General features: G+C 58.6%; 14 protein-coding genes and 1 pseudogene. 9 read left to right on the top strand and 6 right to left on the bottom strand.

From position 1 onward, the window contains the following. Positions 1-46: 46 nt before the first annotated feature. From JWR98_RS23685 to JWR98_RS23675, 3 genes are all read right to left on the bottom strand, one after another. Positions 47-478 carry an acyl-CoA thioesterase gene (locus JWR98_RS23685; RefSeq protein WP_078731112.1) on the bottom strand — a complete coding sequence of 144 codons (432 nt, stop codon included), beginning with the start codon at positions 476-478 and terminating at the stop codon, positions 47-49. Between the two features lie 23 nt (positions 479-501). Beyond that, positions 502-2,439 (bottom strand): RecQ family ATP-dependent DNA helicase, encoded by a 1,938-nt coding sequence (locus JWR98_RS23680; RefSeq protein WP_205491352.1) that lies wholly within the window; start codon positions 2,437-2,439, stop codon positions 502-504. Between the two features lie 224 nt (positions 2,440-2,663). Beyond that, a complete protein-coding gene (locus JWR98_RS23675; RefSeq protein WP_078822891.1) occupies positions 2,664-3,839 on the bottom strand; it encodes a tetratricopeptide repeat protein in 1,176 nt (391 codons plus the stop codon). 175 nt (positions 3,840-4,014) lie between these two features. Here JWR98_RS23675 and JWR98_RS23670 point away from each other — a divergent pair, with 175 nt between their 5' ends. The 5 genes from JWR98_RS23670 to JWR98_RS23650 all read left to right on the top strand — a co-directional run bounded on the left by JWR98_RS23670 (position 4,015) and on the right by JWR98_RS23650 (position 7,047). Then, positions 4,015-4,185, top strand: a complete 171-nt coding sequence (locus JWR98_RS23670) for a YhfG family protein (RefSeq protein ID WP_003171034.1) — start codon at positions 4,015-4,017, stop codon at positions 4,183-4,185. After that, positions 4,185-4,790: a putative adenosine monophosphate-protein transferase Fic gene (locus JWR98_RS23665; protein ID WP_078731109.1), complete on the top strand. Its 606-nt coding sequence runs from the start codon at positions 4,185-4,187 to the stop codon at positions 4,788-4,790. The genes JWR98_RS23670 and JWR98_RS23665 overlap by 1 nt, the downstream gene beginning before the upstream one ends. A 176-nt stretch (positions 4,791-4,966) precedes the next feature. Beyond that, on the top strand, positions 4,967-5,449 hold the full coding sequence (locus tag JWR98_RS23660; protein ID WP_078731108.1) for a hypothetical protein: 483 nt from the start codon (positions 4,967-4,969) through the stop codon (positions 5,447-5,449). A gap of 286 nt (positions 5,450-5,735) precedes the next feature. Beyond that, positions 5,736-6,092 (top strand): DUF1493 family protein, encoded by a 357-nt coding sequence (locus JWR98_RS23655; protein ID WP_078731107.1) that lies wholly within the window; start codon positions 5,736-5,738, stop codon positions 6,090-6,092. 91 nt (positions 6,093-6,183) lie between these two features. Further along, the gene (locus JWR98_RS23650; protein WP_225908837.1) at positions 6,184-7,047 is read left to right on the top strand and encodes a DMT family transporter; all 864 of its coding nucleotides are present in this window, start codon (positions 6,184-6,186) and stop codon (positions 7,045-7,047) included. 56 nt (positions 7,048-7,103) lie between these two features. On the opposite strand, the gene JWR98_RS23645 is transcribed toward JWR98_RS23650, so the two are convergent. Together JWR98_RS23645 and hslO are read right to left on the bottom strand one after the other, a co-directional pair. Continuing rightward, positions 7,104-8,645: a phosphoenolpyruvate carboxykinase gene (locus tag JWR98_RS23645; protein WP_078731105.1), complete on the bottom strand. Its 1,542-nt coding sequence runs from the start codon at positions 8,643-8,645 to the stop codon at positions 7,104-7,106. 179 nt (positions 8,646-8,824) lie between these two features. Continuing rightward, positions 8,825-9,727, bottom strand: a complete 903-nt coding sequence (gene hslO, locus JWR98_RS23640; protein WP_078731104.1) for an Hsp33 family molecular chaperone HslO — start codon at positions 9,725-9,727, stop codon at positions 8,825-8,827. Positions 9,728-9,852: 125 nt separating this feature from the next. Between hslO and JWR98_RS23635 the strand changes: the two genes are divergently transcribed. Beyond that, on the top strand, positions 9,853-10,656 hold the full coding sequence (locus JWR98_RS23635; RefSeq protein ID WP_205491350.1) for a phosphatase PAP2 family protein: 804 nt from the start codon (positions 9,853-9,855) through the stop codon (positions 10,654-10,656). 29 nt (positions 10,657-10,685) lie between these two features. Here the strand turns inward: JWR98_RS23635 and JWR98_RS23630 are convergent. Further along, positions 10,686-11,092 (bottom strand): annotated as a pseudogene (locus tag JWR98_RS23630) (RNA-binding S4 domain-containing protein). A gap of 116 nt (positions 11,093-11,208) precedes the next feature. Between JWR98_RS23630 and rimA the strand changes: the two are divergent. The 3 genes from rimA to rimK are packed head-to-tail and all read left to right on the top strand — an operon-like array spanning position 11,209 to position 13,386. Beyond that, the gene (rimA, locus tag JWR98_RS23625) at positions 11,209-11,988 is read left to right on the top strand and encodes a S6 modification regulatory phosphodiesterase RimA (RefSeq protein WP_078731102.1); all 780 of its coding nucleotides are present in this window, start codon (positions 11,209-11,211) and stop codon (positions 11,986-11,988) included. 13 nt (positions 11,989-12,001) lie between these two features. Further along, on the top strand, positions 12,002-12,484 hold the full coding sequence (gene rimB / locus JWR98_RS23620) for a retropepsin-like aspartic endopeptidase RimB (protein ID WP_078731101.1): 483 nt from the start codon (positions 12,002-12,004) through the stop codon (positions 12,482-12,484). Next, positions 12,481-13,386, top strand: a complete 906-nt coding sequence (rimK, locus tag JWR98_RS23615) for a 30S ribosomal protein S6--L-glutamate ligase (protein ID WP_003171022.1) — start codon at positions 12,481-12,483, stop codon at positions 13,384-13,386. The genes rimB and rimK overlap by 4 nt, the downstream gene beginning before the upstream one ends. Positions 13,387-13,431: the final 45 nt, after the last annotated feature.

Raw genomic sequence — 13,431 nt, 5'->3', positions numbered from 1 at the left:
CCTCCCACATTGAGCTTCGCAGTGTTTGCAGCTTTTGCGGGATCGGCTACACCACCAAGCGCTGCAACGCCTCGCGCAACGTGCCCGCAATCGTCACTGGCTGGTTAGTCTTGCGCTCCACAAACACGTGCACAAAGCGCCCCGCCGCACAGGCGTCCTCTTCGCCTGTCTTGAACACCGCCAACTCATACTGCACTGAGCTGTTGCCCAACTTGCCCACTCGCAGGCCGATTTCAATGCGCTCGGGAAAGGCGATCGACGCAAAGTAATCGCACGCCGAACTCACCACAAATCCCACCACCTCACCGTCATGAATATCCAGCCCGCCCTGCTCGATCAGGTAGGTATTCACCGCCGTGTCGAAGAAGCTGTAATAGGTGACGTTGTTGACATGGCCGTACACATCATTGTCGTGCCAGCGCGTAATGATCGGCTGGAAGTGAGGGTAATCGGCACGTTGCGGCACGGAGTCAGGCATGTAGACCTCTGGTGAAAGGGAATTTACAGGTCGTTCAAATGGGCCTCAGCCCACTCGCGCACTTCGGCGTAGGGGTAGTCCTCCAGCGCAGCAAAACCCGGAATACCCCGCGCCTTTAACTTGTTGAACAACGGCACACTGATCCCACCCAGGAACCGCGTCAGCCGTTCCGCGCCGGGCAGTTGGCCGGTGTGCTCATGATGCCTGTGGATAAAATCACCGCACAGCCCCATGAAGTTTTTATCCACAAGCGGCGGCAGACTCGGCGGCGGTGGCAGATGCGCGACGTGCCCGTGGCACACCGAGCAATGTCCGCAGCGCTGCGGTGCGTTCTCATCACCGAAATAACGCGCCAACCGTTGCCCCAGGCACTGTTCAGTGGCAAACAGATCAAGCATGGCGTGAATCCGCGCCACCTCCGTCACCTCGTGCTGCTTGAAGCCTGTGTATAACTCGGCGCTCAGCACCTGTGGATCAAAATCGGTATTCAGCAGGCTGTAGACCTCCGTCATCTGCTTGCTTTCCAGCTCGATCAGGCCCTGCTCCTGGAAGTAATCCAGCGCCTTCACCACGCGGCTGCGCTCGGCGTTGTGCTGCTGGTAAAGCGCGTCGAAATCCACCGTCGCCCAGGTTTTCGCGCGCTTGCACACCTGGATAATGGCCGCGACAAACTGCTGCCGCTCACCGGAGAAGCGCCCCAGTAAAGCCTCTGGCTCAATCAGGTACTTGAAGCGGTATTCGGCATAAAACGCATAGCGCGGCGCGATCACGCCCTTGAGTTCCAGTTGCACCAACAGCGTCTTGAGCGGCAACTCGCGAATATTGCTGTGGTCCGACAGCGACCTCAGCACAAACTCCCACTGCCCCTCGCTGCGCGCCGCCTGCAAGTCTTCGAGCACGTGGCGGATGCCCTCCTGCTCGGGCGTATCGCCGTAGATGAAGTTCTCCAGCACATTGAGACTGTCGCGGTTGGCCAACACCAGGCAGTCCGAAGGCTGGCCATCACGCCCGGCGCGGCCGATTTCCTGGCTGTAGTTCTCGATGGATTTGGGCAGGTCGAAGTGCACCACATTGCGGATGTCACTCTTGTCGATGCCCATGCCGAACGCGATGGTGGCGACAATGCAATTGGAGCGACCGCCCATGAAGCGCTGCTGGATACCTTCGCGTTTGTCATGGGGCAAACCGGCGTGATAGGCCTCGGCCTGGATGCCGTTGCGATTCAAGTGTTCGGCGATCTGCTCGGCGGTTTTCTGCAGGGTGACGTAGACGATGCTCGGTTGGTTGGCGCGCTCGCTCATCCATTGCACCAGGCGTCGGCGCTTGTCTGCCCCGCTGACCGGCTCGACCAACAGGTTCAGGTTCGGCCGATAGAACCCCGTGGTCACCACATCGTGCGGCGCAATGGCGAACTTGGCCTGCATATCGGCGATCACTTTGGGTGTGGCTGTGGCCGTCAGCAGCAGCGCTTGCGGGATCTTGAACTGGCGTTGGTAGTCCGGCAGTTTCAGGTAGTCCGGACGAAAGTTGTGACCCCATTCGGAAATACAGTGCGCCTCGTCCACCACCAGCAACGAGATCCGCACGCTTTGCAGAAAATTACGAAAGCGCTCGTTCTTCAGGCGCTCCACGGAAATCATCAGGATTTTCAACTCGCCGGAACGGGCGCGAGCCATCACGTCATTGGCCGCCTCGCGACTCTGCGCCGAATCGATGCTGCCCGCCGAGATACCGTGGCGTTGCAAGAAGCCCAACTGGTCCTGCATCAACGCCAACAGTGGCGACACCACCAGTGTCAGGTGTGGCAGCAGTACGGCAGACAGTTGATAACACAGGGACTTGCCCGACCCGGTCGGGAAAATCGCGGCCGCCGAACGACCTGCCAGAACGGCGCTGACCGTTTCTTCCTGGCCCAAACGAAACTGTGGATAACCGAAGACCTGCTGGAGGGTGTCGTGCATAGGCTGTCACTCCATTGACCGTTGAACGTGGCTTAAAAACGTAGCCCAGTCAGCTCAGCGGATCGAGAAAGGTCGCATGAAAAAAAGAGACAGGATGATACACAGGGTGGGGGATGGCCCAGGGCCGAAGTGGGAATAATCTGAGCAGGTAGCAGGAAGACACAGATCCAAATGTGGGAGGGGCTTGCCCCCTCCCACATTTTCAGGACTGCGCCATGGCTGAATCAGCGGTTCCGCACGCGCTCAATCGCCGTGTCATACACCGGATTGGCCTTCTGCTCCTTGGCCAATTGGTAATGACGCAACGCATCCGCAAACTGCCCCGCCGCTTCATAGATCCGCGCAATGTTGTAGTAGGCGCCGGCACGTACGGTGGCCGCATTGGCACCGGTCGCCAGGGCGATGGCCTTGCGATTGGCCCAGATCGACTCGGCAGTGTTGCCGGCCTTCTGATACGCCAGACCGAGGTTGCCGTAGGCCTTGCCAAACCCATTGTCCAGATCGATAGCCTGACGGAACAGATCAATCGCCTGGTCCAGGTTACCCGCTTGGTAGGCCGCTTCACCCTGTACGTTCAGACGCTTCGCATCAGCTTGTGCGGATGAGCTGACAGCTACTGCGGTGACTGCAACGCTGTCATCCAGCAACGGTTTTACTTCGTTCAGTACGTTCTTGGCATCGACCTTCACACCGCTGAACGTGTTGATGTCCTGGAAGTCGCCGCTACCGGTCATGCGGAACACTGTCCACAGGTTACCGCTGCGGTTTTTCGGCACATAGTAGGTGCGTACCAGCGATTGGCCCATGTACACGAACACTTTGGCTTCGCTGTTGGACAACTGGCGCGAGCTTGGATTGCCGCCGTTGCTGTAGTCGTGCACGGCGTAAACGTAGCTTTCGCCGTAGTGTTTTTTCTGCAGGGTGATGGTTTCCGGGCCGTAGCTGTCGGTGTCATCCACGTCCAACTCGGCGTCGGTGCCGGTTTTGTTCTCGAAGTAGATATTGTTGCCGGGAAAGATCATATGGGAGTCGAGATCGTCCGGCGTCTGGCCCCAGGTCAGTACCACACGCAGGCCATCGAGGTTTTCCATCACCGGGCTGATGGCATAGGTCATGCCCTTGCACGGGCACTTCACCACCAGGTTGGAATAACCAGGCTTCTTGATGATCAGCAGGTTGCTGGCATCATCAGCCGCCTCGCTGGTCAAGGTCACCTGGCCCTGAGCGTTGGTACGACCCACCACGTTCTGCGCGCCGTTGCGTTGCAGCAGCACTTCGGCGTCGGCGATTTTCTGGTCCTTGACCACCGCGCTGAGCACTTCAATCGGCAACTGTTCGGCCTGAACGGAAAAAGCCACCGCACACAAAGACATCGCCGAAGCGACACGAAGCAAACTCATGCTTAACTCCCTTTAAGTAACGGGCGGAATCGCCCTACAAGATTTTGCGGTGAAACATACGCTGAATTCAGTCTGCTGGCGGACTTTTTATACAAAATGTGACGCGGTTTTTATCCCGCCTGCCCGCTGACGCATTGCGCTACAATCAAGCCTTGCTACCCAGGAGGACGCTGCGATGAGCGAACTGACGTTTGAGCAAAAACAGGATCACTACCATAAGATCCGCCGTTCCAATTACCTGGCCAGCCTGCGCCTGGAAGGGTTCGAGACCCAACCCGCCGACGTCGACAAACCCCTGCCGACCCGCGAAGCCGTGCTTGCCAAGTACCGCAACACCTCACGCTGATGCTCGACAAATACGGGGTGGGCCAGGACCCGTACTGCTATCCCGGTAGCAGCGTCCTGCGCAACCGCCTCGATTTGCTCGACGAACACCGCCTGCACCAGGCCGAGCGGGAATTATCCGAAATCGCCGTAGGCAGCCTCCCGCTCTTCCCGCCGCCCTATGACCTCGAGCGCCTGCAACATATCCACCGTACGCTGTTCGGCGACATCTATGACTGGGCCGGTGAACTGCGCAGCGTCAACATCCAGAAAGGCGACACGCTGTTCTGCACCCCGGAGCGCATTCCGCCGGAAGCGGCGAAGATCATTCGGCATATGGAAGAGGCGAACTGGTTTGTCGACGCGAGCCAGGCCGAACTGGTAACGCAGATTGCCCAGGCATACGGCGACCTCAATGTTATCCACCCCTTCCGCGAAGGCAACGGCCGGGCGCAGCGGATTTTGTTCGAACAGATCATCGTGAATGCGGGGTTTTCGGTGAATTGGTGGCTGGTGAAGCATGCGGCGTGGATACCGGCGAATATTGATGCGGTGGCGTGTGATTATCGGGGGCTTGAGGCGATTTTTGAGCGGTGTATCAATAAGCCGGCCAGCGCCCACATTTGACCCGTTTCAGCTGCCAAATCGCTGCCAAGCCGAAAATGCCAGAAGCTGCTGTAGGAAACAACCAAACACCGTGCAAGCCCATTCCTAAACTGCGAAAAACACCTGCCCGCCCCACTACAGGCCCCCCCTATTTCTGACCGAAACTAGCGCTCTCTCAATTTTTTCGGCAAAAAAATGTGAACATCGAACGGACTCAACACATCGGTCATTACGGCGTCACGTTCACTGTGATTCGCCTTACCGTTGTACCTGCCAACCGACAGGCACTGGCAAACCTTTGTTTATTGGAGGCCGGCCCTTCAGCAAACGAAGTTCGCTACCGCCTGATGCGCCTTTACGAAAAAATGCTTGCCCGTGATTTACCTTGCAAGATGACTGTCGCAATCTCCAAGCCGCTGACCCGGCGCCAGGCCGATTTGCTTAATGAACGTGGAACCATCGTGGCAGGGTTGATCGCCAGTGCTGTTTCAGCGCCCATCAGCCTGGCATCACCCTTTTTGGGAGCCGCCGCAGGTGGAGCAGTTGGCCTGAAAGTGAAAGATGTCATTCGCAGCTATCACGCCGCAGACGTCATCATCGGCATAGACGCACAAGTAAACGGCGGCATCGGTCCTCAACGATCGTTGTCAGCCATGGTCCGAAAGTTCCAGGGAGGATAATACGGTGACCGAATACTCTCCCTGGATAACTCTTATCATCCTTGTAGTACTTGCCACTGTATTGGATAGGAAACTGAAGCACCCCGTAATCAGAAAATGGACTGGGTTAGCCCTTACGCTTACAGGACCCACACTTTTATTCAGCGCCACGTCCTGGATAACACAGTTACCATTCTTCAGTTTCCCGATCATTGCCTTCATCACAGGTGTCGATCTCTTGTTCACCCAAAACAAACACAAAAGATCACACAACCATCCCCTTCACCCACTCCTGCGTGCCCCCACCATGAACCTGGCCCCCAACTTCCCCGAAGACCCCGCGATGCAACAGTTGTTGCAACTGCTGCACGAAGAAATCGGCCTGCCGAAACACAAGACCCTCCGCCTGCAAACCTCGATCAACTTCGACCTGGGTTGCGACGGCAGCGAGGCCAAACAACTCATGGAAGCACTGGAACAGGATTTTGGCGTCGACCTGGGCGATTATGACGCTTATCGTTACTTCAACCCGCCAATGTTCGACGTGTTCATGAAACACCGCGCCAAGGGTCGTGGCGAAAAAGTGCCGCTGACCATCGGCATGCTCTACCTGGCGATCAAGACCCACAGCTGGGACACGCAGACGCTGGAGAACCTGAGCTGAGCGAACACCGACTCCAGGCACACCGCAACCCCCTCCCACATTGGATCTGCGTGAGCCCAAGGGGTCGCGCTCAAAACAACAAGGACCTTACATGGACGTAACAATGGGCCTGCTGGCCGCCCTGCTCTGGGGCGGCACGGATTTCCTCGTGGGCCTCAATGCCCGCGCCGTCGGTGTTAAACGCGCCGTGTATTTCGGCCAGGCACTTGGCTTCCTGATCATGACCTTGCTGCTGGTCATCTTTCCGATCTTCCTCTTCAAAGCCCTCGATGCGTCACTGAGCGTCTGGCTGCTGGGCATTGCCGCCGCACTGCTCACTGTGTCCGGCGCGCTCGCGCTGTCCAAGGCCTTCGCTCTGGGCAAAGCAGCCATCGTTGCGCCGCTGGTGACGTCATACGGCGTGGTCACCACCCTGCTGTCCTGGGCCAGCGGTGAACACATCAATCTGATCCAACTCGGCTGCATCGCCCTGTGCGTGCTCGGTGTGATCCTCTCCAGCCTCCACAAGGACAACGGCGTCCCTCATAACAACCCACGCCTGTCCATCGCCTACGCCATGCTCGCCGCATTGCTGTACGGCACCAGTTTCTGGTTGCAGGGCCGCTATACATTACCGGCGCTGGGGCCGATTACCATGCTGTGGCTGGGTTATCTGGTGGGCGTGTGCGTACTGGTGATGATGGTGCTGAGGATCAAGGACGGCCTGAAAATACCGCCGTTGAAAAACTGCGCAACGTTAACCGGCGCCAGCGTGATGAACCTCGGCGGGTTCTCGGCGTTTTCGTGGGGAGCGATGGCTGGGTCGGTCTCGGTGGTGACAGTGATCAGTACGTTGTCGGGTGGGATTGCGGCGATTCTGGGGTTTGTGTTTTTCAAGGAGCGACTGTCGGCCTTACAGGTGCTGGGGGTTGTGTTGGTGCTGGTCGGGGCGGTGGTTCTGCACATCGCCGACTGACCGCTCGCGCACAAAAAAGCCGCCCACAAGAGGCGCTTTTTCACAACATGCGAATCTTACAACTTAGGACCCGCAGCCTTGATCGCATCGCTCACTTCAAACTTCTTGAAGTTCTCGATGAACAGACCGGCCAACGCCTTCGCCGCTTCATCGTAAGCCGCCTTGTCAGCCCAGGTGTTACGTGGGTTCAACAGGCCGGTTTCAACGCCCGGTACGGCCAATGGCACGTCGAGGTTGATGGTGTCGAGGTGTTCGGTTTCGGCACCGATCAGAGCGCCGCTCTGGATCGCTGCGATGACGCCGCGCGTGGTCGGGATGTTGAAGCGTTTGCCAACGCCGTAGCCGCCGCCGGTCCAGCCGGTGTTGACCAGGTAGACCTTGGAGCCGAACCCGCGGATGCGCTTGATCAACAGCTCAGCGTATTCACCGGCCGGGCGCGGGAAGAATGGCGCACCGAAGCAGGTGGAGAAGGTCGACTTGATGCCGCTGCCCGAACCCATTTCGGTCGAGCCCACCAATGCGGTGTAGCCGGACAGGAAGTGGTAGGCCGCTTGCTCTTCGCTAAGGATCGACACGGGCGGCAGTACGCCGGTCAGGTCGCAGGTCAGGAAGATTACCGCGTTTGGCTCGCCGCCCAGGTTCTTCTCGGAACGCTTGGCAACGTGCTCCAGCGGGTAGGCGGCACGGCTGTTCTGGGTCAGGCTCACGTCGGCGTAGTCGGCGTGCTTGGCTTCGTCGATCACGACGTTTTCCAATACCGCGCCGTGCTTGATGGCTTTCCAGATGACCGGCTCGTTCTTCTCGGACAGGTCGATGCACTTGGCATAGCAACCGCCTTCGATGTTGAACACCACGCCCTCGCCCCAGCCGTGTTCGTCGTCACCGATCAGGTAACGGCTTTCGTCGGCCGACAGGGTGGTCTTGCCAGTGCCGGACAGGCCGAAGAACAGGGTCACGTCGCCCGCTTCGCCAATGTTGGCGGCGCAGTGCATCGGCAGTACGTCGGCGGCCGGCAGCAGGAAGTTCTGCACCGAGAACATGGCTTTTTTCATTTCACCGGCGTAGCGCATACCAGCGATCAGCACTTTTTTCTGGGCGAAGTTGAGGATCACGCAACCGTCGGAGTTGGTGCCGTCACGCTCTGGCACGCACTCGAAGTTGGCCACGTTGAGCACTTGCCACTCATCACGACCGGCCGGGTTGTACTGTGCCGGGTTGATGAACAGGCAACGACCGAACAGGTTCTGCCAGGCAGTCTGGGTGGTCATTTTCACGGCCAGGTAGTGGTCTTCGGCAGCCCCTACGTGAACGTGGGAAACGAAGTGCTCTTGCGCGTTGTTGAAGGCTTCTACGCGGTTCCACAGGGCATCGAACTTGTCGGCCGGGAACTTGCGGTTGATCGGGCCCCAGGCGATGGCGTCCTGGGTGGATGGCTCTTCAACGATGAAACGGTCAACCGGCGAACGACCGGTGCGGTGACCGGTTTCCACGACCAGCGCGCCAGTATCGGCAAGCACGCCTTCACCGCGCTGCAGGGCTTCTTTGACCAGATCGTCAACACTCAGATCGGTGTATACGGCGTTATTGGCTTGCGTCATGAGGTTCCCCGTCGGCCTGTGGCCGAGTGCTCCAAACGTTTTGTAGTAGAAAGTTGCGCACTACTACCGCGAAAAAAGTGGGCCGGATTATGCCAGAAAAGCCCAAAAAGAGTAGGGCCCTCCCGTCAGAACACCTCTAATCCGGCATTTGTCAGGTGATTTACCTGTGCTTAAACGTTTTAGTGGCGGGTGTCGGAAGGCGTGTCGATGCCAGCGCCGGCGAACAATTGAGCGACATCAGCCGCATCGAACAGGTAGCGCTCGTTGCAGAACTGGCAGTCGATCTCGATATGGCCACCGTGTTCCACAACCAGATTTTGCGCATCTTCCAGGCCCAGGCTGACCAACGCATTGGCCGAACGCTCGCGCGAGCAGCTGCACTTGAAGCGCAGGCCCTGTGCATCGAACAAGCGCACGGCTTCTTCGTGGTACAGGCGATGCAGGATGGTTTCGTTGTCCAGGCCCAGCAGTTCTTCGGCTTTCAGGGTGTCGGCCAGGGCAATGATGTGCCGCCAGCTTTCAGCACGGTCATCGTCGTCCTTGATACGGTCGGCCGGCAGTTGTTGGACCAACAGTCCACGGGCGCGCTTGCCGTCGGCGTTGAGCCAGAACTTGGTGCCCACCTGCTGGGACATCACGAAATAGTTGGTGAAGCAGTCCGACAGCGTTTCGCCGTCGAGGTCGACGATACCCTGGTAACGCTGGCCTTCCGTCGGGTCGACCGTAATGGCCAATACGCCATTGGCCATCAGATCGCTGAGCGTGGCGTCCGGAGCGATCCGGTCAGCCTCGTAGCGAGCCAGTCCACGGATCTCACGCTCGCTGGAGCACTCGATCATCAGCATCGGCACCGGCCCTTCGGAGCGGGCCTGCAGGATCAGCAAGCCGTCGAATTTCATGGTGCCGACCAGCAGCGCGGCGGCCGCCATCAGCTCACCAAGCAGCTGTGCGACCGGCTCCGGATAGGGGTGCTTGGCAAGGACTTCGGCATAGCTGCGCTCCAACGAGACCATCTCGCCGCGGGCGTCGCTCTCGTCGAAAATGAAGCGTTGGGTGAAGTCGGAATCCGGTAAATCAGTCATAGGTCTGGGTATCTGAATTGATGACAAATTGGTTACAGCGTTTATAAAATTAAACGCTTTAGCACCATTCTGGTGCGGTTTTCTCTTGGAAACAGAGAACTGAATAGAGCGAAGAGGGACAGTTTATGAACAATCCGGGTTTGTTCCAAGCCAAGTGGAACCTCCGGCGATGGGCTCTTTGCAATCTACTCGCTATCGGGCTGCTGTGTTTTTGGCTGTGGCCCACGGGGCAGATGCTGTGTGTGATTTTCGACGAGTGGCTGTTTCATCTGCTCAACGACCCGCTGGCGACCAACGCAACGTGGCTGCATCTGTGGGCTGTCGCCAGTTTGCGGCCGTTTGATGCGGTGGTCGGGGTGATTCTGCTGACCCTGCTGATTCGCGGCGACTGGGTATTCAAGGCCGTGCAGGTGCGGCAGGCGCTGTTAGGTTTTGTCGGCATTTTGTTGCTGCTGTTGTTCATCCGCATGCTGTTTTCCAAGCTGGCCGCGCAGATGGGCTGGCAACACAACAGCCCCTCGATGGTGATCGGTGGGGCGGTGCAGATGAGTGACTTTTTCCCTGGTCTGGAGAAAACCTGGGAGCTGAAGGACCGTTCGAGCCAGAGCTTTCCGGGAGATCATGCGTCGGTGCTGTTGATCTGGGGAATGTTCATGACGGTATTTGCCCGGCGTGTCGGCCAGGTGCTGGTGATCTGGGGGCTGGCACTGTTGTTCATGATGCCGCGCCTGGTGGCAGGCGCGCATTGGGGCCAGGACGATTACATCGGCGGGGTGTTGCTGGCGCTGTTGGCGTTGGGTTGGGGGTATTACACGCCGTTTGTGGCGGTGATGTCAGGGGTGCTGCTGAGGGTGACGACGCCGATCTTCGAGTTACTCGGCAAGTTGCCGGTGATCGGACAATTGAGCATCGTGCGCACAGCCCCTTAACGCCCCTTCCCACTGGAGGATCTGCGCGATCACTCATCATTGCCACTGCCGCGAAACTTGAACAGATCGCGGCGCTGCTTCTTGCTTGGCTTGCCATCGGTGGTCAGGCCTGAAGCCCCCGCCTTGCGCATCGCCGCCGCATTTTCGCGCTTGGCGATGCTGGCTTCGGTCTCGGTGTACAACGCCTGCGCTTCAGGCGCGCCCCGGCGCACGATGGACAGCGCCTGGACCACGATGGTCTTTTCGTCGAAACCGGTACGAATCTGCAACTCGTCGCCGATGCGCGGCTCCTTGCCCGGTTTGCAGCGCTCGCCGCGTGATGCACCTTGCCACTCTCAATGGCGGCCTTCGCCAGGGCACGCGTCTTGTAGAAACGCGCGGCCCACAACCACTTGTCCAACCGGACCTTTTCTTCCTCTTCCTGCTTCTGAGCCACTTGAATTCCTCGCTCTGAAAAATGTCGCAACTTTACCGTTGAAACCCTTCGACGCATAAACCCCAAGGCTCACCTAAGATACGCCAGGTAGCATTCTGTTTTCGCGAGGACATGCCGTGACCGACTTTCCGATTTCACTGACCTCGCCAAACCAGCGATGCGTGGGATGCCAGCAAAGCGAGCCCCTGGGGTTCGATTTTGCTTTCGCCTACCAGCCCATCGTAGACCTTCGTGACCATTCGATCTTCGCCAACGAAGCCTTGGTGCGCGGTGTCAACGGTGAAGGCGCGCTGTCGGTGCTCGATCAAATCACCGAAGCCAATCGTTACCGCTTCGACCAGCGCTGCCGTACCCAGGCGATCGCCGGCGCTGCGGCATTGGGGATGCAGACCTACCTTTCGATCAATTTCATGCCCAATGCTGTCTACCGTCCGGAGCTGTGTATCCGCAGCACGCTGGAGGCGGCCCGTGCACATAATTTCCCAGTGGACCGGCTGATTTTCGAGACCCTCGAAAGCGAGCATGTAGATAACTATCGCCATTTGACGAATATTCTGCGTGAATACCGCGAATTCGGCTTCAAGACCGCCATCGATGATTTCGGCGCGGGCTATTCGGGGCTGAATCTGTTGGCCGATTTCCAACCTGACCTGATCAAACTCGATATGGCGCTGATTCGCGATGTCGACCAGGACCGTGTCCGTCAGGTGATCGTCCGGGGGATTGTCACAATCTGTGAGCAGTTGGGCGTTACTGTCATTGCCGAAGGCGTCGAAACTGCCGGCGAGCGAGACTTTCTGTCCGACTGTGGAATATTTCTGATGCAGGGTTACTGGTTCGCCAAGCCCGCATTCAATGCCCTGGCCGAGGTCTCACCTCAGTCCTGGGCGAACTGATCGGTTACCCATATTGAAGACATTTGACCATTTGACCGTTGTGGGTCTGCGTGAGTGGGTGGCACTTCCCGACCTGGGAGTGGCAGGCCTGCGCGCCAAGATCGACACCGGTGCCAGCACCTCCAGCCTGCATGCCACCGATATCGAGCCCTTTGAGCGCGACGGTGAAAAGTGGGTGCGCTTTACCGCACACCTGGGCAGCGTGGTGCAGCTGCGTCATCGCCGCTGCGAAGCCCCACTGGTGACAATGAAAACCATCAAGAGCTCCAACGGCCATGCGCAGGTGCGCTATGTGATCAGCACCACCCTGGCGCTGGGGGATGGGGTATGGCGCGTGGAATTCACCCTCGCCTGCCGCAAGGCCATGCGTTACCGCTTATTGCTGGGCTCCAAGGCATTGATTGACGGCCAGTTGGTAGTCAATCCCGGCCTCAAGTACGTTCAAGACAAGCCGGTGTTCCCGGTCTCTACTATTTCTGCCCCAGGTGCTGCATGAAGATTGCTGTGCTGTCGCGAAACCCGCGTCTGTATTCCACCCGCCGCCTGGTCGAGGCCGGCACCGAACGTGGCCACGAAATGGTGGTGATCGACACGTTGCGTGCCTACATGAACATTGCCAGCCACAAGCCGCAGATCCATTACCGCGGTAAGCCGCTGGAGGGCTTTGATGCGGTGATCCCGCGTATCGGCGCTTCGGTGACGTTTTATGGCTGCGCGGTACTGCGCCAGTTTGAAATGATGGGGGTGTTCCCCCTGAATGAATCGGTCGCCATTGCGCGCTCGCGAGACAAACTGCGTTCGCTGCAACTGCTGTCGCGTCGGGGCATCGGCCTGCCGGTCACCGGTTTCGCCCACTCCCCCGACGACATCCCCGACCTGATCGAAATGGTCAATGGCGCGCCCTTGGTGATCAAAGTGCTGGAAGGCACCCAGGGCATCGGCGTGGTGCTGTGTGAAACCGCGACGGCCGCCGAGTCGGTGATCGAGGCGTTCATGGGCCTCAAGCAGAACATCATGGTGCAGGAATACATCAAGGAAGCCGGTGGTGCGGATATTCGCTGCTTCGTGGTGGGCGACAAGGTGATCGCGGCGATGAAGCGTCAGGCCAAGCCTGGCGAGTTTCGCTCCAACCTGCACCGCGGCGGCAGTGCCAGCCTGATCAAGATCACCCCGGAAGAACGCATGACCGCGCTGCGGGCGGCCAAGGTCATGGGGCTGGCCGTGGCGGGTGTGGATATCCTGCGGTCAAACCACGGGCCGCTGGTGATGGAGGTGAATTCATCACCGGGCCTGGAAGGGATCGAGACCACCACGGGCAAGGATGTGGCGGGGATCATCATTCAGCATCTGGAGAAGAATGGTGGGCCGAATATGACCCGGACCAAAGGCAAGGGCTAGCACCACCGCCTCTGATGCAACCTATAACCAAATGTGGGAGGGGGC

It is taken from the genome of Pseudomonas lactucae, from assembly GCF_016937615.1.
Taxonomy (GTDB): domain Bacteria; phylum Pseudomonadota; class Gammaproteobacteria; order Pseudomonadales; family Pseudomonadaceae; genus Aquipseudomonas; species Aquipseudomonas lactucae.
This window is presented reverse-complemented; position numbering and strand designations above follow the sequence as displayed.

Coding starts and splice junctions, on each gene's coding strand:
- JWR98_RS23675 (WP_078822891.1), bottom strand. CDS start 3,839: ATGAGTTTGCTTCGTGTCGCTTCGGCGATGTCTTTGTGTGCGGTGGCT.
- hslO (WP_078731104.1), bottom strand. CDS start 9,727: ATGACTGATTTACCGGATTCCGACTTCACCCAACGCTTCATTTTCGAC.
- JWR98_RS23650 (WP_225908837.1), top strand. CDS start 6,184: ATGGACGTAACAATGGGCCTGCTGGCCGCCCTGCTCTGGGGCGGCACG.
- JWR98_RS23645 (WP_078731105.1), bottom strand. CDS start 8,645: ATGACGCAAGCCAATAACGCCGTATACACCGATCTGAGTGTTGACGAT.
- JWR98_RS23685 (WP_078731112.1), bottom strand. CDS start 478: ATGCCTGACTCCGTGCCGCAACGTGCCGATTACCCTCACTTCCAGCCG.
- JWR98_RS23680 (WP_205491352.1), bottom strand. CDS start 2,439: ATGCACGACACCCTCCAGCAGGTCTTCGGTTATCCACAGTTTCGTTTG.
- JWR98_RS23655 (WP_078731107.1), top strand. CDS start 5,736: ATGAACCTGGCCCCCAACTTCCCCGAAGACCCCGCGATGCAACAGTTG.
- JWR98_RS23635 (WP_205491350.1), top strand. CDS start 9,853: ATGAACAATCCGGGTTTGTTCCAAGCCAAGTGGAACCTCCGGCGATGG.
- JWR98_RS23670 (WP_003171034.1), top strand. CDS start 4,015: ATGAGCGAACTGACGTTTGAGCAAAAACAGGATCACTACCATAAGATC.
- JWR98_RS23665 (WP_078731109.1), top strand. CDS start 4,185: ATGCTCGACAAATACGGGGTGGGCCAGGACCCGTACTGCTATCCCGGT.
- rimK (WP_003171022.1), top strand. CDS start 12,481: ATGAAGATTGCTGTGCTGTCGCGAAACCCGCGTCTGTATTCCACCCGC.